The sequence below is a fragment of the Streptomyces sp. NPDC091371 genome (assembly GCF_040684275.1).
GTDB lineage: Bacteria > Actinomycetota > Actinomycetes > Streptomycetales > Streptomycetaceae > Streptomyces.
Genome location: NZ_JBFBFP010000052.1, coordinates 1 through 17,999, shown reverse-complemented (window position 1 = coordinate 17,999; position 17,999 = coordinate 1). Strand labels below are relative to the sequence as shown.

Here is a 17,999-nt window from a genome sequence, read left to right as displayed (position 1 = left end):
AGGCCCACCCGACGGAGACGAGACGGAGACGACCGTGCACGACGCACTCACCGGCCTGCTGGAGCAGCAAGCTCCCGTCGGCCGCGAGACCTGGCGGTCCTGGTGGGACCAGCTGGGCGCGGGCAGCCTCGACAAGGCCGAGGTCCTCGCCCTGCTGGCCTCTCTGAGCAGCCGGCTCCCCGACCACCAGACCCTGCGCCACCTGCTGGACTCGCTCGCCGAGCGCCGGCCGGCGGGCCCGGTGACCACCCCCTGGGAGGGCACCGTGAACGTCGTCGGCACCGGCGGCGGGCCCAAGACGTTCAACATCTCCACCGCCTCGGCGTTCGTCGCCGCGGCCGCCGGGGTCAAGGTCGTCAAAACCGGCTCCCGGGCCTACACCAGCTCGCTCGGCTCCGTCGACCTGCTGGAACGGCTCGGGGTCCGCCTCACCTCCTCGTACGCCCAGACCGAGGACACCCTCGCCACCTACGGGATCGCCTTCGCCGGGCCGTTCGTCTACCCGGCGCAGCTGACCCGGCTGGCACGGACCGTGGCCCCGCTGAGCATGAAGCCCTTCGGCCGGTTCCTGAACGCCCTGGGCCCCTTCCTCGCCGACCTGCCGGTGGCCGCCCAGGTCACCGGGGTGTCGGCGGCCGCACCGCTCGACACCCTGCGGGAGCTCGCCGCGACCACCACCAGCCGACGGATCTGGCTGGTCACGAACGACACCGGCGCGGACGAACTGCTCCCCTTCGCCACCAACACCGTCCACGGGGACCGCTCCCTGACCCGGATCATCAGGCCGGGCGAACTCACCCCCGGCGACGGCTCCTTCGGCGACCTGCGACCGGCCGCCGACCCGGCCGGGGCCGTCGACCACTTCCTCTCCGTGCTCTCCGGCACGGCGGGCCGGGTGGCCACCCGTACGGTCTGCCTCGGCGCGGCCGCCCTCGTGGTGGCCTCCGGCACCCGCCGGGACTGGCCCTCCGCGGTCTCGCTCGCCGAGGAGGCGGTCCGCTCCGGCGCCGCCCACGAGCTGGCGCAGCGCATCGCGGCGGCCGCCAAGCCCACCACCCCGGCCCCGCGCACCCTGGCGGTGGCCGGTGCCTAGCCACACGACGGCGGGGACCCTCGCGGCCTCGACCGCGGCGCACGCACCGGCCCCCTTCTTCCCCGGCCGCCGGGCAGCCGGCGGAGCACCCGGACTGGCGTTGTTCCTCAACGCGGGCGACCCGCCCCTGCCGGTCCTGCGGGACCTGGTCCCGATGCTCGACGAGGAGGGCGTGGACTGCCTGGAACTGGCCGTCCCGTTCCCCGACTCGGTCACCGACGGCCCGGTCGTCCGGCGCTCCGCGCGCCGGGCCCTGGACCGCGGCGGGGCCGGACTGGACGACGTACTCGCGTTCATCGCGGACGTACGGCCGCACCTGTCGCACCTGCGGATCGCCCTGCTCGCCGACTGGAGCCACTCCCTCAAGCACCGGGACCTGGCCGCCACCACCCGCGAGATCGCCGCATCGGGAGCGGACGGACTGCTCGTGCACGCGCTGCCGCCGCGGCTGCGCGCCGAACACCTGGAGTCCGCCGCGGCGGCGGGACTCCCCGTCGTCACCACCTGCTACGCCAAGAGCGAGCCCGAGACCCGGGCCCTGGCCGCCGCACACGCCTCGGCCTACCTCTACCTCGTCGCCCACTACGGACGCAGCGGGACCGCACCCGCCGAAGGCCACGCCGCGCTGGCGCGGACGGTCACCGGGCTCCGGGCGCACACGGACTCCCCGATCGCCGTCGGCTTCGGGGTCAGCACACGGCAGGACGTCGAGGCGGTCGGGGCCGCCGGCGCCGACGCCGCGATCATCGGCTCCGCCGCGGTGGCGGCCGTGGAGCGGGCGCAGGAGGCCGGTCGCGATGTGACCGGGGCCTTCCGCGAGTTCGTCCGCTCGGTCCTGCCCGAAGAAGCACACCGCCCCGCCTGACCAGCAGAAAAAGAAGGCTCCACCCCTCATCCGGAACGTCCGCGCACCACCCTCACACCGGGAGACCGTCATGATCGTTCGCGACATCGAGTCCGTGAAGACCGTCGAGTGGGGCAACGGCCTCAGCCGCCGCTTCCTCCTTGCCGAGGACGGCCTGGGCTACTCGCTCACCGACACCACCGTGCTGGCCGGCACCAAGTCCCGCCTGGAGTACGTCAACCACCTCGAGGCCTGCTACTGCATCGAGGGCTCCGGCGAGGTCATCGAGCTCGACGGCACCTCGCACGAGATCGTCCCCGGCCGGATGTACGCCCTCGACCAGCACGACGCCCACTACCTCGTCGCCAGCCCGCACGAGGACCTGCGCCTGGTCTGCGTCTTCTCGCCGGCCCTGCGCGGCGACGAGGTCCACAGCCTCGACGCCCACACCTCCTCCGCCTACTGAGGCCCGTAGGCGCACATCCGGAGCGCCACTCATCCGAAGCACCGCCACCGAAACAAAGGGGTCCGTCGTGATCCGTTGGAACGCCGACCAGGCCGATCTGCGTGAAGGCCTGGAGCGGTGGGGAGACGCACTCAGCGCAGACCACATCGAACTCGACGAGCAGTCCGCCTTCTCGGAGGACAAGTGGAAGCTCGTCCAGAAGACCGGGATCCTCTCGCTGCCCTTCGAAGAGGACCACGGAGGCCTCGGGCAGTCGATCCTCACCACCATGTACGTGCTGGAAGGCCTCGGCGAGTACAACCGCGACTCGGGCCTCAGCTTCTCGGTCACCACCTCGATCTGCTCCACCGGAATCCCGCTCCAGCAGTTCGGCACCGTCGGGCAGAAGGAGCGCTACCTGCCCCTGATCTGCTCGGGCGAGGCGATCGGCGCCCACGCCATCACCGAGGCCGAGGGCGGCTCCGACGCCATGGCGATGGCCACCAGGGCCGTCCGTGACGGGGACGACTTCGTCATCAACGGCAGCAAGTGCTTCGTCAGCAACGGACCGGTCGCCGACGTGATCGTGGTCTACGCCCGGACCCACCCGGACGGCGGGCCGCTCGGAACGACGGCGTTCCTGGTGGACCGCAAGACCCCCGGGATCACCGCCGGCAAGCCCATGAAGAAGATGGGCCTGCGCACCTCGCCGATCAGCGAGCTGTTCTTCGACGACGTACGGGTGCCCAGGAGCGCGGTGCTCGGCCGCGTCGGCGGCGGGTTCATGGTGATGGACCACGTGATGAAGCGGGAGATCCTCTTCTCCTTCATCGTCAACGTGGGCGAGATGCAGCACCGGCTGGAGCGGTGTGTCGAATACGCGAAGACGCGTAAGTCGTTCGGAAAGGCGATCGGTTCGTACCAGACGATCGCCAACAAGATCGTCGACATGAAGATCCAGCTGGAGACCGCCCGCAAGTGGCTCTACGACACGGGCGAGAAGCTGCAGACCGGCGAGAACGTCACCCAGGACCTCGCCATCGCCAAGCTCGTCACCAGCGAGGCCAACCTGGCCAGCAGCCTCTCCGCCGTGCAGATCTTCGGCGGCCACGGCTACATGTCGGAGTTCGGACTCGAGCAGGAAGTGCGCAACGCCGTCGGCGGCACGATCTACTCCGGCTCGAACGAGATCCAGTACAACCGCATCGCCTCCACGCTGGGACTGGGCAAGTGAGCACCACCCGCCACCTGTCCCAGACGCTGCTGAAGGTCTGCGGGGCCACGGTCCCGCAGGACATCGAGGCGGCGGCGGCCGCCGGGGCGGACTGCGTCGGCCTGTGGCACGGCGTACCCGGCGGCCCGTCGGAACTGGACCCGGACGGGCTCGCCGCCCTCGCGGCGGCGGCCCGTACGGCCGGCCTCCTCCCGGTCCTGGTGACCTTCCTGGCCGACCCCGCCGAGCTGGCCGGGATCGTCCGGGCCACCGGGGTCCGCTGGGTCCAGCTCCATGCCTACCAGCCGCCCGCCGTCGTACGGGCGCTGCGCGAGGCGCTCCCCGCCGAGACCGGCATCGTCAAGGTGCTGCACGTCGACGAGGGCGGCGGCTGCGTGGAACGCCCGCTGATCGGCGCGTACGAACGGGCCGGCACCGACCTCTTCCTCCTCGACACGGCCACCGGGGACGGCCGCATCGGCAGCACCGGACGCACCCTCGACCCGGCCCGCCTCACCGCCCTGCTGCCCCGCCTGACCAGGCCCTTCCTGCTGGCAGGCGGCCTGTCCCCGGACAACCGGCCCGGCTACGAGGAGGTCGTGCACCACCCCGGGTTCCGCGGCATCGACGTGGACACGGCGGCGCGCGACCTGACGACCGGCCGCTTCGGCGTCGTGGAGATATCCGCCCTGGCCCGCGCCTGGCGCACCGGCACGCACACTCCCGCCCACCCCGCCCACCCCCGACTGGAGCTTTCGCGATGACGAAGCAGAACCGGACCGGCTTCCCTTTTCTCGAGGCCCTCCAGGCCTCCCCGACCCCCGTGGTGATGGAGGTGAAACGGCGCGACGCCCACGGCTACGACCTGGTCGGCGGCCGGACCCCGGCCGCGATCGTGGGGGCGTACGAACTCGCGGGCGCACCCTGCATCTCCGTGGTGACGGGTCGCTGGTTCGGCGGTTCGCCCGCACTGCTGCGGGACGTCGCGGCGCTGACCGACCTCCCGCTCCTCCAGAAGGACTTCATCACGAGGAAGGACCAGATCCGTACGGCGAAGGAACTCGGCGCGTCCGCGGTGCTGCTGACGGCGGCCCTGCTGCCCGCCTCCAGCATGCGCACGCTGGTCACGGAATGCCTGCTGACCGGCCTCACCCCGTTCGTGGAGGTCACCGAGGAATCCGAACTCGAAGCGGTCCACCACCCCGAGGAGTGCGTGATCGCGGTCAACAACAAGGACATCAAGACGCGCGAGCGCGGCGCCGGCGACCTCGGCCGCTCCCTGGACCTGCTCCCGGCGCTCCGCGCGATCGGCACCGCCTGCCCGGTGAGCGCCAGCGGCATCGACGGCCCGGCGACCGCCGCCGGACTCCTCGACGCCGGCTTCGGCGGCCTGCTGGTCGGCACCTCGCTGCTGCGCACCGGATCCCCGACGGCCTGGGTGGACGCGATGGCCGGGGCGCGGAAGGAGCTGGCGGTCCGATGACCACTCTCCTGACCGGCGCGCGCCCCTACACCCTGAACGCGGCGGGCATCCCGCTGTCGGCGATCCTCGCCCTGCCGGAGGGCGGAGCACCGCCCCGCTCCACGATCCTGGCCATCCACGGCCGGGGCATGCGGGCGGCCTACTGGAACTCCTTCATCCCCCTCGCCACCAGCCTGGGCCACGCGGTCCTGGCCGTCGACCGGCCGGGCTACGGGGACTCGGCGAACCTGCTCCCCGAGGGCCAGCGCCTCGCCGAGCAGGCGGAAACCCTCCACGCGGCCCTCAAGGAGCACGCCGCCGGGTACGACATCGGCGCCGGCGTCTTCCTCCTCGGCCACTCGGACGGCGGCAAGGTCGCCCTGCACACGGCCGCCGCGTCCGGCGGCGTGCCCCTCCTCGGCCTGGACGCCTCGGGCGTCGGCTACCGCTACAACCCCGAAGCCCTGCACTTCCCGTCCACCCTCGGCGGCGGCGCCACCAAGCTCAACTGGGGCCCCCTGCCCCTCTACCCGCGCGGCACCTTCCAGGCCAGCCGCGCCCTGCTCTCCCCGACCCCGCCCCGGGAGTCGGCGGAAACCCTGCGCTGGCCGGGCCAGTACGAGGACCTCGCGGACCGCGTACGCATCCCGGTCCGGCTCACCTTCGCGGAACACGAGGCCTGGTGGGACCTGGCCCCCGCCACCCTGACGGCGATGACCGCCCGCCTCACCGCGTCCCCGCGCGTCACCCTGGAACACCTCCCGGCGGCGGGCCACAACATCAGCCTCGGCCACGCGGCCCCCGCCTACCACCTGCGGGTGCTGACCTTCCTGGAGGACTGCCTGGCGGCGGGGGCCTAGAACGGACCAGCCGGTCTGTATGTTCCGCGGGCAGAGCGCGGCCGGCGGGCTGCGCCCGCGCAGGGCCCGGGGCCGACGACGGGGGGTGGTCGCCGGCCCCGGGGAGGCCTACCGGGGGCCGGCGCCGGCCCGCAGGGCGCGGTACACCGTGTCCTCGGACTGCGCACCGCTCATCGGCGGCACCCCGTCGACGACGAACACGGGTACTCCCGTCACGCCCTTGCCGCGGACGTGGGCCAGGCGCTCCTTCAGCTCGTCGGCGCTGTCGGCGTCCGCCTCCTCGTCGGTGCGCACGCCCGCCTCGGCGGCGAGTCGGGCCAGCACCTGCGGGTCGCCGATGTGCAGGCCGTCCGTGAAGTGGGCGCGGAAGAGGCGTTCCGTCATCTGCTCGGCGCGGCCCTGACGGCCGGCCAGCAGGATCAGCCGGTGGGCCTCGAACGTCCCGGTGGCCACGGCGTTCTCGTAGTCCAGGCGCAGGCCGTCGGCGGTGGCCCGCTCGGCCGTGGCCAGGGCGTCGGTCACCGCGTGCTCGCCGAAGACGTGGCGCAGCACCGTGAGCAGGGGCTGGCCGGTGGTCGGGGCTCCGGGCGCCAGCTCGAAGGGCAGGACGTCCAGCTGGACCTCGACGCCCTCGTTGCGCAGGCGGGCAGCGGCCCGGGCGAGCCGGGTCCAGCCGATGTAGGAGTGGGCGCAGATCACGTCCACGACGAACTCGGCCCGCACTGCGGTCTGCTGCTGCATTTCTTGGTCTCCTCGTGTGCCGTTCGGTGTGTCTCTTGTGGTGTACGGGGCGGGCGGTCTACGGACCCTCATCATGCGGGGCCCCGGCGGCGCGGCGGACCGCGTCCAGCAGCCCCGCCTGCGCGACCATCGCCCCGTCGGGCGCGGCACCTTCCCGCACGGCTGCGGCGAAGGCCCGGACCGCCGCGGCGACCTGGTCGAAGGGCTCCAGGGGGATCCGCTCGGTGCGACCGCCCCGGTGCAGGACGACGTCGGGTGTGTGGCCGGCGGGCGGGGTGAAGGCCCGGTCGACGCGGATGCCGCCCTCGCTGCCCCAGATCCGGTACTCCGACCGGTAGGCGTGCGCCATCCCGAACTCCACGTGGGCGGTGGCGCCGTGCGGGGTGCGCAGCAGCGCGGCGCCGGAGGTCTCCACGCGCCGGCCCGGTCCGGCCCAGAGGTGGGAGCCGACCACCTCGAGCTCGCCGCCGAGGAGGTGCAGGGCGGCGCGGACCGGATACAGGCCGATGTCGGCGAGGGCGCCGCCGCCCAGTTCCGGGGCGTAGCGGATGTCGCCGTCCGCGGGGGCGGGGATGGTGAACGCGGCCTGCAGGGAGCGGACTTCACCGACCGCACCCTCGGCGACCAGCCGCCGTACCGCCGCGTGCTGCGGGTGGTGGACGAACATCACGTTCTCCACCAGGGCCAGGCCGGCCTTCCGCGCCCGTTCGCACAGCCCGGCGGCCGTGGCCGCGTCCTGTCCGAGGGGCTTCTCCACCAGGACGTGCTTGCCCGCGTCGAGAGCGGCCTCGGTCCAGGCAGGGTGCAGCGCGACCGGGAGCGGGAGGTACACGGCGTCGACGTCGTCCCGGGCGAGGAGTTCGGCGTAGCCGTGCACGGGCCGGGCGCCGAAGCGCTCGGCCGTCCGGCGGGCCTTGTCCGCGTCCCGGCTGGCGACGGCCGTGACCACCGTGCCGGGGTCCGCGGCGAAGGCGGGCAGCATCCGGCGTACGGAGATGTCCGCGCAGCCCAGTACGCCGATCCGCACGGCGTCGGTCATCGCGCGCCCCCTGGCAGGGCGTTGAGGCAGGCGAGCAGCGTGCGGGCCTGGACGTTGAGGTAGTGGCCGTGCTGCGCCAGCGAGGACAGCTGCGCCGGGGTGACCCAGGCGTAGCCGGGCGGCGGGTCGGCGGGGGCGTTGCCCTCGTCACCGGAGACGAGGAGGTAGCGGCTCTCGGCGTGGAAGAAGCGTCCGCCCTCCTCCGCGTGCACGGCCTCGTACCGGATGGTGTCCGGGCGGGCCGCGAGCACGGTGTCGAGGAAGTGGGGCCGCCGCTCCGGGGGCAGGTGGGCGTGGTTGCCGGGCGTGTACTGGACGGTGGGCCCGAGCTCGACCGTGTCGAGGAAGCCGCCCTCGACCCGGGCGTGCACCAGTACGTGCGGGACGCCGCCGAACTCTCGCATCAGGAACGCGGTGACCCCGCGGTCGACGGGCGCGAAGAGGGGCTGCGTCCAGCCGGACACCTCGCGGCTGCCGGCCCGCACGGCGACGGCGACGACATCGAAGTAGCGGCCCTCGTCGTGGCTGATCGCGTCCTTGCCGCGGGTCCAGCCGGGCAGCCCGGCCAGCGGGACGGTCTCGGCACGCACGTGGTGGCGGGAGCGCTCGCCGGTGATCCAGGACAGCAGCTCGGTGTCGCCGAGCACCGCCTGGCCGGTGAACGGACCGGGGGTCGCGGGCAGGCAGGCCAGCACGGTGCGGGAGTCCATGTTGACGGTGTTGTCCCGGTACAGCAGCGCATTGATCTGGCCCAGCGTCAGCCAGCAGAAGTCCTCGTGCAGCGGGACGTCGCCCTGCGCCTCCACCACCATGTTGCGGTTCGCCTTCCGGTAGAACCACGAGCCGTGCTCGGACTGGAGGCTGTCGGCGAGCACCCGCCCGCGTCCGGGCCCGCTGAAGTACTCCACGTACCGGACGGCGGCGCCGCGGTGGGCGCCCGTGTAGTTGCTGCGGGTGGCCTGCACGGTGGGGGACAGCTGGAGCAGGTTGGGGTTGCCCGGCTCCATCTTGGCCTGCATCAGGAAGTGCAGCACGCCGTCGAACTCCTTGGCGAGGATGCCGAGGATGCCGACTTCGGGCTGCCTGATGGTGGGCTGGTACCACTCGGCGGCGGGGCCGTCGCCGAGGGGCTCGCCCTCCTGCCGGACGTGCAGCCCCGCGACGGTGAAGAACCGGCCGGTGCGGTGGCGCAGGTTGCCACTGCCGGGTTCGAAGGACCAGCCGTCCAGGGCGTCGAAGGGGATGCGGTCGACCTGGAAGACCTGGGCGCGGCCGCGGTCGGCCAGCCAGTCGGCGAAGTCCGCGGTGCGCAGGTGCACGCCGTCGGGGGTCGCGGCGGAAATGGCGAGGCGGGTGCCGAGCGCCGTGCTCTGGCGCGGCTGGAGCGCGGTGGGCGACGCGGTGGGGGCGGTGGGGGCGGTGGGGCTCGGGGTGAGGGACAGCATCCCAGTTCTCTCCTCGGTTCCGGGGCGGCGGGGGCCAGGTCAGGCGGGGGAGGGCCACGGCTCCGTGGCGGCGAGGTAGTCGTCGAGGAGCCGGTGGTGGTAGTCGGGGTCCAGTCCCAGGGCACCGGTCTCCACTACGAGGCTCCGCAGCTTGTCGATGGAGACGGTGTGCGGGTGGACGGGGCCCGCGTCCACGTGCTCGGTGCGCGCCTCGACGCCCAGCCGGAGCCGCAGGTACGCGGCGATGTCCTCGACGGGCGCCGCGGTGCCGGACGCGACGTTGACCGTGCCGGAGCGCAGCGGGAGGGCGAGCAGCCGGTCGATGACGCGGACCACGTCGGCGACGGCGATGAGGTCCCGGGTGGCGCCCCGGTGGACGCGTACGGCGCCCTCGCGCAGGTTGCGCACGAGGGTGGGCAGCAGCTGGTGGTCGGGCTGGCCGGGGCCGACGAGGTGGCTCAGGCGCAGGATCAGGTGGTCGGCCCCGCTGGCGCGCAGCAGTTCCTCCTGGGCGACCTTGTGGGCGCCGTACGGGGTGGACGGCGTGACGGGGACGTCCTCGCGGGCCGGCCCGTCGAGGCGGCCGTACAGGCCGACGGAGGAGGTGGAGAAGAAGAGCAGCCGCCTGCCGGTGGCGGCGCAGTGGCGGGCCGTGTCGGCGAGCAGCGCCCGTTCGCGGGCGAAGTCCGCCTCGCTGGTGCCGCTGGCCCAGGAGACGCCGGCGGCGAGGGCGACCGTGTCGGGGTGGCGGTCGGCGAGCGGCTGCAGGTTCCGTGCGAGGAAGCCGTTTCCCACGATGTGCATGCGCGTGGTCCTGTTCCGGTAGTGAGGGGGCACGTACGCAGGTGAGGCCGCCCGGAGCCCGAGGGCTCCGGGCAGCCGTCCGGCGCGCGGTGATCAGCGGTGATCAGCCGGCGACGCCGTCCGAGCCGTGCTTCACCGGCTTCCACCAGTCCGGGCGGTCGCGGTACCAGGCGACGGTGTCGGCGAGGCCCTGCTCGAAGCCGATCGCCGGGGCGTACCCCAGCTCCTCCCGGATCTTCGAGTCGTCGATGGAGTAGCGCAGGTCGTGCGCCTTGCGGTCGGCCACCCGCCGGACCGCCTCCGGTCCGGCACCGAGCAGCTCCAGCAGCTGCTGGGTGATGGCGAGGTTGGTGCGCTCGTTGCCGCCGCCGATGTTGTAGACCTCGCCGGCCCGGCCGCCGTCCAGGACGAGGGCGATGGCCCGGCAGTGGTCGTCGACGTGGAGCCACTCGCGGACGTTGCGGCCGTCGCCGTACAGCGGGACCTGCTCGCCCTCCAGAAGGTTGGTGACGAACAGCGGTATCAGCTTCTCGGGGTGCTGGTACGGCCCGTAGTTGTTGGAACACCGCGTGACGGACACGTTCAGGCCGTGGCTGCGCCAGTACGCCCGGGCCACCAGATCGGAGGCGGCCTTGGAGGCGGCGTACGGGGAGTTGGGCAGCAGCGGCAGGTCCTCGGTCCACGAGCCCTCGTCGAGCGAGCCGTACACCTCGTCGGTGGAGACGTGGACGACCCGGGCCGTCCCGGCGGCCACCGCCGCGTCGAAGAGGGTCTGCGTGCCCAGCACGTTGGTGCGGAAGAACTCGCTCGCGCCGTCCAGGGAACGGTCCACGTGCGACTCGGCGGCGAAGTGGACCACCGCGTCGTGGCCGGGCAGCAGCTCGTCCAGCAGCGCCCGGTCGCACACGTCTCCCTGGACGAACCGCAGCCGGGGGTGGGCGGCCGGAAGGTTGTCGCGGTTCCCGGCGTACGTGAGTTTGTCCAGGGCGGTGACCTGGGCGTCCGTCCACTGCGGGTAGTGGTTGTCCAGCAGGCGGCGGACGAAGTGGGAACCGATGAAGCCGGCGGCGCCGGTGACCAGGATCCTCATGCGGCCACCTCCACGCGCGTGTGGTCGCCCACGACGAGCCGGACGTGGTCGCCTTCCTCGGTGACGGCGCCCACCGAAGCGGACCGTCCGATCAGGGAGTGGCGCAGGCCGGCGATGCCGGTGACCGAAGCCCCGTCGAGGGCGATGGAGTCCGCCAGGCGGCTGCCCGTCACCACGCAGTCACGGCCCACCGAGGTGTACGGACCCAGCTGGCTGTCCTGGACGATCGAGCCGGCACCCACGATCACCGGTCCGGTGATCCGGGAGCGGACGATCCGCGCCCCCGGCTCCACCACGACCTCCCCGATCAGCTCGCTCTCCGCGTCGACGTGTCCGGACACCAGGCGGTCCAGCCGGCCGAGCAGATGCCGGTTGCACTCGAGGACGTCCTCGACCCTGCCGGTGTCCTTCCAGTACCCGTCGTACAGGTGGGCACGGACGTCCGCGCCGGCCGTCACCAGCCACTGCACCGCATCCGTGATCTCCAGCTCGCCGCGCGGGCTCGGCGGGATCGCGGCCACCGCCTCGTGCACGGCGGACGTGAAGAAGTACACCCCGCACAGGGCGAGGTCGCTCCGGGGGTCCTCGGGCTTCTCCACCAGCCGCTGCACCTCACCGTCCGTACCGAGCTCCACCACACCGAACGCCCGCGGGTCGGCGACCTTGTGGACCACCACCTGGGCGGCGGGCCGGCGTGCCGCGAACTCGTCCGCCGCGGCGACGATGCCGTCGGGCAGCATGATGTCGCCCAGGTACATCACGAAGTCGTCGTCGCCCAGGAAGTCGCGGGCCACGGCAACCGTGTGGGCCAGGCCGCGCGGAGCGTCCTGGCGCAGGTACGTCACGCTCGCGCCGAAGCGGGAGCCGTCGCCGACGACCGCCTCGATCTCGGGGGCGCGGTCACCGACGACCACGCCGATCTCCGTGATGCCCAGTTCCCGGATGTTGCGCAGGACGTGGACGAGGACCGGGGTGTTGGCCACCGGGATGAGCTGCTTGGGCATCGAGTAGCTGAACGGGCGCAGGCGCGTGCCCGACCCGCCTGACAGAACCAGTGCCTTCATGGGAGGGGTCCTTTCGGTTCGCGAGGGGGTGCACTCCACCGCGCGCCGGGGCGCGGGGAGGGCAGCGGGGGTCAACTGCGTGCGAGCTGTTCGAGTACGGGCACCAGCGCCGCCGGCGACGGCATCTGGGCGATCTCCGCGGCCAGGTCACCGGCCCGCTTGCGGTACCCCGGCTGTTCGAGCAGGTCACGGCAGGCGGCGGCGACCGCTTCCCGGGTGTCCTCGCCGGGCAGCAGCGCGATGGCCGCCCCCTGGTCGGCGACACGGCGGGCGGGCGTGCACAGCACCGCGCCCTTGGGGATCAGCAGCTGCGGCACACCGGCGGCCAGGCCGGACAGGGTGGTCACCCCGCCGGCGTGGTGCACCATCAGGTCGCAGGTCGGGCCGACCACGTCCAGGGGCATCCAGCCGACGCGCGCCCCGGGCAGCTCGGGGCGCAGCGCCTCGGCCACCCCCTCGGGCGCGGCGACGACGAGCTCGGCGTCCCAGGCGGCCAGATCGCCCGCAAGGGTGCGCAGGAAGGCGAAGTTGTCGTCGTAGCTGTCCTTGGCGACGCGGCTTCCGGAGGTGACGCAGATCCGGGGGCGCTCACCGCGGGAGTACATCCACGGCTCGAGCCGGCCGTCCTGCCGGACGGCCGTGATGTGGCGCATCGGCAGGGCCGGAGCGGCGTCCGCGGGACGCAGGCTCGGCGGGCAGATGTCGATGAGCAGGTCGGGGTCGGGCAGCCGGTCCAGGCCCAGCGCGGCGAGGTCGGGGGCGAGTTCGGCCCCCGCGCCGCGGTGGATGTCGTCCGCGTCGATCGCGTCCCAGGTCTGGCGGACGTGGGGGACGCCCAGGTGGGCCGCCAGCAGCGGCGCGACATAGCTGAGGGTGCCGCCGACCACCACGTCCGGACGCCAGTGCCCGGCCAGTTCCAGCAGGCGCGGCAGCCCGGCCAGAGCCATCCGGGCGAACCAGCTGCCGGTGAATTCCGCCTCCCCGCCCGGGTCCGACGGAATCTGCACCGGCTTCCCGTCGCGGCCGGTGGTGATGAAGTGCTTGATGGGCAGGTCGGTCGTCTCGGTGGCGGGCAGGCCCATGGACGTGACGACGGGCGTCATGTCGGCGTTGGCGGCCATGACCACCTGGTGGCCGGCGTTGCGCGCGGCAGTGGCCAGCGGGGTCAGGGCGAACACGGTCGCGGGGCTTCCCGCCGCCACGAACAGCATCTTCACGTGGTCTGTCTCCTCAAGAAGTGGATGGCGCCGGGAGCGCCGATCGGAGCCGCTCAGCGCCGTGGGCCGGAGCGGAACGGCACGTCGAGCACCGGCTTGCGGTGGCTGAACGCGGCCAGCGAGTGCAGCCCCCGGTAGGCGCCCGTACCGCTCGCGCCGACCCCGCCGAACGGCAGCTCCGGCGCCATCACCTGCACCGCGGGCATCCCGAACACCACCGCACCGGACGTGGTCCCGGCGGCCAGCCGCCGGCGGGTCTCGTCGTTGCCGGTGAAGGCGTAGACGGCGAGCGGACGTTCCCGGGCGTTGATGAACCCGATGGCCTCGTCCAGGCCGGACACCTCCGTGATGGGCAGCACCGGACCGAACACCTCTTCCCGCATCACCGGGGCGTCGGCCGGCACCTCGGCCAGCACCGTCGGGGCCAGGTACCGGGAGTCACGGTCGCCGGTGCCGCCGGTCACCGTCCGCCCCGCGTCCAGCAGCCCCGCCAGGCGGTCGAAATGGCGGGTACTGACGATCCGCCCGTACCCCGGCGCGGTCGACGGGTCCGGCCCGTACAGCCGGTGCAGGGCCCGCACCAGCTCCGGCTCCAGAGCACGGGCCGTCGCCGGATCGGTGAGGACGTAGTCGGGGGCGACGCACGCCTGGCCGGCGTTGGTGAACTTGGCGCGCACCAGCCGCTTGGCGGTGTGTGCCAACGGCGCGTCCCGGTCGACGAAGACCGGCGACTTGCCGCCGAGTTCCAGGGTGACGGGGGTCAGGTGCTCCGCGGCGGCGCGCATCACCACCCGGCCCACGGCCGTGCTCCCGGTGTAGAAGATGTGGTCGAAGCGCTGCGCGAGCAGCTCCTGCGCCGTCCCGGGCCCGCCCTCCACGACGGCCACGGCCTCCGCGTCCAGGTGGAGCGGCAGCAGCCGGGCCAGCAGCGCGGACGACGCCGGGGCGAGCTCGCTCGGCTTGACCACGGCCGCATTGCCGGCGGCCAGCGCCCCGGCCAGCGGCAGCAGCGCGAGCTGCACCGGATAGTTCCACGGCGCGACGACGAGGACCACGCCCAGCGGCACGTTGTGCACCGCGGCCGTCGAGCCGGCCGGGCAGCCGCTCACCGCCACTGATTGCGGCTCCATCCAGGCCTCGAGATGGCCGAGCAGGCCGTCGATCTCCCGGATGACGAAGTCGACCTCGACGGCGAACGCATCGGTCCGGCTCTTGCCCAGGTCCTGGTGGAGCGCGTCGGCGAGCTCCGCACGGTGGCCGTCCAACAGGGCGCGCAGCGCGGTGAGCTGCTGGACGCGCCACGCGGCCGGCCGGGTACGGCCCGACGTGAAGGCGGTCCGCAGGCGGGTGACGACGGAGTCGGGGGCGGCAGTCAGAACGGACAACGCAGCTCCTGCGGTCAGGTCGGGTCGGATATCCAGCTGCCGTGGAAGCCGAGCGGAACCCTCGCGGGCAGGTGCACGGTCGCCACGGGCGGGCCGGTGAAGTCCTCGGCGGAGAGCACCACGAGGTCGGAGGCGCCGCGCTCGGGGTCGTAGACGTAGGTGAGCAGCCAGCCGTCGTCCTCGCCGCGGGCGGAAGCGGCCGGCACGAACACGGGCTCCCCCGTGTAGTGGCCGGAGCGGAAGGCCCGCCGCTCGGTGGTGCCGGCGGTGAAGTCGTGCTTGAGCAGCGCATCGCCGGTCAGCCGGTCGGTGACGTCCGCGTCCGGCCCGTCGCCGGCCGGGCCGAAGTAGTCGAGCAGGTCGGGAACGCCGGCGGCATAGCCGTAGCGGTGCGGCATCGAGACCCGGGCCGGACTGACGCCCGGGAACTCCTGCGGGCGGTCGTCCAGACGCGTCTCGGTGACCTTCCCGGATACGGTGTCCACCACCCACCGGTCCAGCGTCGGCAAGGTGTTGCCGTCCAGCCGCAGCCCGTCGAACATCTTCGGGTAGCGGATCACGTCGACCACGACACGGTCGCCGTCGTCGAAGGCGTTCAGCGTGTGGAAGACCCAGCACGGCTCGATCTCGAACCACCGCACCTCGGTGCCGTTGCGCGGCAGCAGCCCGATCCGGGCCGGCCGGGACGCGTCCCAGTCGTAGACCATCTGCTCGCCCGCCGCGGCCGCCGCCAGGCTGTTCACCACCGGCAGGTCGTACAGGACGACGTACCTCTGGGTCAGGCCGAAGTCGTGCATCACCGGACGGTGCGGTGCCGGGACGTTCACCACACGGGTGACGAGTCCGGACGGCGAGACGACGAGGTGCTGGATGAAGGGGAACCGGGTGGCGTGCGCGACGGCGTGCAGCTCGCCCGTCTCCGGGTCCAGCTTGGGATGGGCGGTGAAGCCCGCCGGCAGGGAGCCCTGGAAATCGCAGGCGCCGAAGGTCTCGAGCTCCTCGCTCAGCTCGTACGGACGGAACCCGGACTCGATGAGGGCGAAGGTCCGTCCGGCGTGCCCGATGACGTGCGTGTTGGGCGAGATGTCGGCGCGCGCCGCGGCGGCGCCGCGCCGCCGGGGCTCACCGAGGGCGCGCGACACGGCGGCGGAGCGCACCCAGCGGTTGCGGTACCACTCGGCCTTCCCGTCCCGCAGCCGCACACCGTGGACCATGCCCTCACCCCGGAAGAGGTGGTTGCGCGGATCGCCGGGAACCAGCGGGTTGGGGCCGTTGCGCAGGAAGCGGCCGACGAGTTCGGGCGGGAGGATACCAGTGACGGGCAGGTCGAAGGCGGTGACCTCTTCCGTCACCGGACTGAGGGCGCCCTGGAAGGGCGCCTTGGCCGGGGTGGTCATCCAATGCCTCCTGTGGGGGTGTTCAGGACCGGTTCCAGCGCCCGGGTGATCGCGGCCAGTACGACGGGCCCGCTCTTGGGCAGGAACGGGAAGAAATGGGAGCCCTTCAACGTCGCGTGGGTGAACGGCCCCGTGGTGTACCGCTCCCAGGCCGGTATCGCCGACGCCGGCGCGAGCTGGTCGTCGCGGCCCCCGAACGCCGTCACCGGACAGCCGAGACGCACCCCGGCGACGGAGAGCAGGGCCTCCCGGGCCAGCACCAGGTCGTGGGCGAGGAGGTACTCGTCCGGGGTACGGGCAAGCTCGGCGTCCAGGGCCCGCAGCGGCACCCGGTGCCGGGCGAACATCAGCTCCAGCCCTTCGGGGGTGTCCAGCTCGACGGGCAGTTCCAGGGCGTCGGGCCCCGGCAGGCCGGCAGTGATCACCAGCGCACGGCACAGCGAAGGGTCGGCGTGGGCCGTTCCGGCGGCCAGCAGCGCCCCCATGCTGTGCCCGTAGTACACGGTGGGCAGCGGCTCCCGGCGCCGCAGTTCGCCGGTGATGCCCGCCACGGCTTCGGCCAGGGTCGTACCGGGCAGCTCGGCGGCGCGGTGCTCGCGGCCGGGGAGGGTGACGCAGAGCAGCTCCACGTCGGCGGGCAGGCCGTCGAGCAGCCGGGCGTACGTGGCCGGCCCCGCCCCCGCATGCGGGAAGACGAGCAGCCGGCGGGCAGGACGGACCGAGGGGCGCAGCCGCACCGTCCAGCCGGGGACCTCCGTCCACCCGGTGACCTCCGTGCTCTCGGACACGGTGGCGCCGGTCACGACTCGGCCTTGATGTCGCAGATGGCGGCGCCGGAGGTGAGGGACGCGCCGACCTCGGCCGTCAGGCCGACGATGGTGCCGGAGCGGTGCGCGTTGAGCGGCTGCTCCATCTTCATGGCCTCGAGTACGACGACCAGGTCGCCCTCGTTGACCTGCTGGCCCTCCTCGACGGCGACCTTGACGATGGTGCCCTGCATCGGGGAGGCGAGGGTGTCGCCGGATGCGGCCGGGCCGGACTTCCGGGCGGCACGGCGCTTGGGCTTGGTCCCGCCCGCCGAGGCGGTGCGGGCCAGGGTCATGCCCGGCGAGGACGGCAGGGAGACTGCGAGGCGCTTGCCGCCGACCTCGACGATCAGGGTCTCGCGGCCCGGCTCGTCCTCTGCCTCCTCGGCGGCGGGTGCCGTGAAGGCCGGGATCTCGTTGACGAACTCGGTCTCGATCCAGCGGGTGTAGACCTGGAAGGGATCTGAGGTGAATGCGGGGTCGGTGACGACGGCGCGGTGGAAGGGGATGGCGGTGGCCATGCCCTCGACCTCGAACTCGGCCAGGGCGCGGGCGGCGCGCTGGAGGGCCTGTTCGCGGGTGGCGCCGGTGACGATGAGCTTGGCGAGGAGGGAGTCCCAGGCGGGGCCGATGACCGAGCCGGATTCGACGCCGGTGTCGAGGCGGACGCCGGGGCCGGTGGGCGGGTTGAACTTGGTGACGGTGCCGGGGGCGGGGAGGAAGCCGCGGCCGGGGTCCTCGCCGTTGATGCGGAACTCGATCGAGTGGCCGCGCAGGGCGGGGTCGCCGTAGCCGAGTTCCTCGCCGTCGGCGATGCGGAACATCTCGCGGACCAGGTCGATGCCGGAGACCTCTTCGGTGACCGGGTGCTCGACCTGGAGGCGGGTGTTGACCTCCAGGAAGGAGATCAGGCCGTCCGCGGAGACGAGGAACTCCACGGTGCCGGCGCCGACGTAGCCGGCTTCCTTCAGGATGGCCTTGGAGGCGGCGTACAGCTCGGCGTTCTGGGCCTCGCTCAGGAACGGCGCGGGGGCCTCTTCGACGAGCTTCTGGTGGCGGCGCTGGAGTGAGCAGTCGCGGGTGGAGACGACGAC

18 protein-coding genes are annotated in these 17,999 nt (G+C 73.1%); 7 read left to right on the top strand and 11 right to left on the bottom strand.

Going from position 1 to position 17,999, the window contains the following annotated elements; translation table 11 throughout:
- Positions 1-34: 34 nt before the first annotated feature.
- The 7 genes from AB0O21_RS34790 (at position 35) to AB0O21_RS34760 (ending at position 5,917) form a co-directional block, all read left to right on the top strand.
- Positions 35-1,093 (top strand): hypothetical protein, encoded by a 1,059-nt coding sequence (locus tag AB0O21_RS34790; protein WP_365178101.1) that lies wholly within the window; start codon positions 35-37, stop codon positions 1,091-1,093.
- Entirely contained in the window at positions 1,086-1,958 is an 873-nt protein-coding gene (trpA, locus tag AB0O21_RS34785) for a tryptophan synthase subunit alpha (protein ID WP_365178098.1), read from the top strand. Before AB0O21_RS34790 ends, trpA begins: the two co-directional genes overlap by 8 nt.
- Positions 1,959-2,028: 70 nt before the next feature.
- Positions 2,029-2,403, top strand: coding sequence for an ectoine synthase (locus AB0O21_RS34780; protein WP_360869686.1), 375 nt, complete (start codon positions 2,029-2,031; stop codon positions 2,401-2,403).
- Between the two features lie 67 nt (positions 2,404-2,470).
- The gene (locus AB0O21_RS34775; protein WP_365178095.1) at positions 2,471-3,616 is read left to right on the top strand and encodes an acyl-CoA dehydrogenase family protein; all 1,146 of its coding nucleotides are present in this window, start codon (positions 2,471-2,473) and stop codon (positions 3,614-3,616) included.
- Positions 3,613-4,359: an N-(5'-phosphoribosyl)anthranilate isomerase gene (locus AB0O21_RS34770; protein ID WP_365178093.1), complete on the top strand. Its 747-nt coding sequence runs from the start codon at positions 3,613-3,615 to the stop codon at positions 4,357-4,359. The genes AB0O21_RS34775 and AB0O21_RS34770 overlap by 4 nt, the downstream gene beginning before the upstream one ends.
- Positions 4,356-5,078, top strand: a complete 723-nt coding sequence (locus AB0O21_RS34765; RefSeq protein WP_365178091.1) for an indole-3-glycerol-phosphate synthase — start codon at positions 4,356-4,358, stop codon at positions 5,076-5,078. The genes AB0O21_RS34770 and AB0O21_RS34765 overlap by 4 nt, the downstream gene beginning before the upstream one ends.
- Entirely contained in the window at positions 5,075-5,917 is an 843-nt protein-coding gene (locus AB0O21_RS34760) for an alpha/beta fold hydrolase (RefSeq protein ID WP_365178089.1), read from the top strand. Before AB0O21_RS34765 ends, AB0O21_RS34760 begins: the two co-directional genes overlap by 4 nt.
- Positions 5,918-6,025: 108 nt before the next feature.
- Here the strand turns inward: AB0O21_RS34760 and AB0O21_RS34755 are convergent, their stop codons facing one another.
- The 11 genes from AB0O21_RS34755 to AB0O21_RS34705 form a co-directional block, all read right to left on the bottom strand.
- Complete coding sequence (locus AB0O21_RS34755) at positions 6,026-6,658, bottom strand: DsbA family protein (RefSeq protein ID WP_365178086.1); 633 nt, start codon at positions 6,656-6,658, stop codon at positions 6,026-6,028.
- Between the two features lie 58 nt (positions 6,659-6,716).
- On the bottom strand, positions 6,717-7,697 hold the full coding sequence (locus AB0O21_RS34750) for a Gfo/Idh/MocA family oxidoreductase (RefSeq protein ID WP_365178083.1): 981 nt from the start codon (positions 7,695-7,697) through the stop codon (positions 6,717-6,719).
- On the bottom strand, positions 7,694-9,142 hold the full coding sequence (locus AB0O21_RS34745) for an NDP-hexose 2,3-dehydratase family protein (protein ID WP_365178080.1): 1,449 nt from the start codon (positions 9,140-9,142) through the stop codon (positions 7,694-7,696). The genes AB0O21_RS34750 and AB0O21_RS34745 overlap by 4 nt, the downstream gene beginning before the upstream one ends.
- Positions 9,143-9,181: 39 nt before the next feature.
- Positions 9,182-9,946 carry an NAD-dependent epimerase/dehydratase family protein gene (locus AB0O21_RS34740; protein ID WP_365178077.1) on the bottom strand — a complete coding sequence of 255 codons (765 nt, stop codon included), beginning with the start codon at positions 9,944-9,946 and terminating at the stop codon, positions 9,182-9,184.
- Between the two features lie 103 nt (positions 9,947-10,049).
- A complete protein-coding gene (gene rfbB / locus AB0O21_RS34735; RefSeq protein ID WP_365178074.1) occupies positions 10,050-11,036 on the bottom strand; it encodes a dTDP-glucose 4,6-dehydratase in 987 nt (328 codons plus the stop codon).
- Entirely contained in the window at positions 11,033-12,100 is a 1,068-nt protein-coding gene (locus AB0O21_RS34730; RefSeq protein WP_365178071.1) for a glucose-1-phosphate thymidylyltransferase, read from the bottom strand. Before AB0O21_RS34730 ends, rfbB begins: the two co-directional genes overlap by 4 nt.
- 71 nt (positions 12,101-12,171) lie before the next feature.
- Entirely contained in the window at positions 12,172-13,311 is a 1,140-nt protein-coding gene (locus tag AB0O21_RS34725; RefSeq protein WP_365178197.1) for a nucleotide disphospho-sugar-binding domain-containing protein, read from the bottom strand.
- A gap of 59 nt (positions 13,312-13,370) precedes the next feature.
- Positions 13,371-14,702: an aldehyde dehydrogenase family protein gene (locus AB0O21_RS34720; RefSeq protein ID WP_365178068.1), complete on the bottom strand. Its 1,332-nt coding sequence runs from the start codon at positions 14,700-14,702 to the stop codon at positions 13,371-13,373.
- A 14-nt stretch (positions 14,703-14,716) separates the two neighbouring features.
- Entirely contained in the window at positions 14,717-16,099 is a 1,383-nt protein-coding gene (locus AB0O21_RS34715; protein ID WP_365178065.1) for a carotenoid oxygenase family protein, read from the bottom strand.
- Complete coding sequence (locus AB0O21_RS34710) at positions 16,096-16,902, bottom strand: alpha/beta fold hydrolase (RefSeq protein ID WP_365178062.1); 807 nt, start codon at positions 16,900-16,902, stop codon at positions 16,096-16,098. Before AB0O21_RS34710 ends, AB0O21_RS34715 begins: the two co-directional genes overlap by 4 nt.
- The coding region (locus AB0O21_RS34705; protein WP_365178060.1) for a biotin/lipoyl-containing protein at positions 16,899-17,999 on the bottom strand (1,101 nt) is incomplete at its 5' end. The genes AB0O21_RS34710 and AB0O21_RS34705, both read right to left, overlap by 4 nt.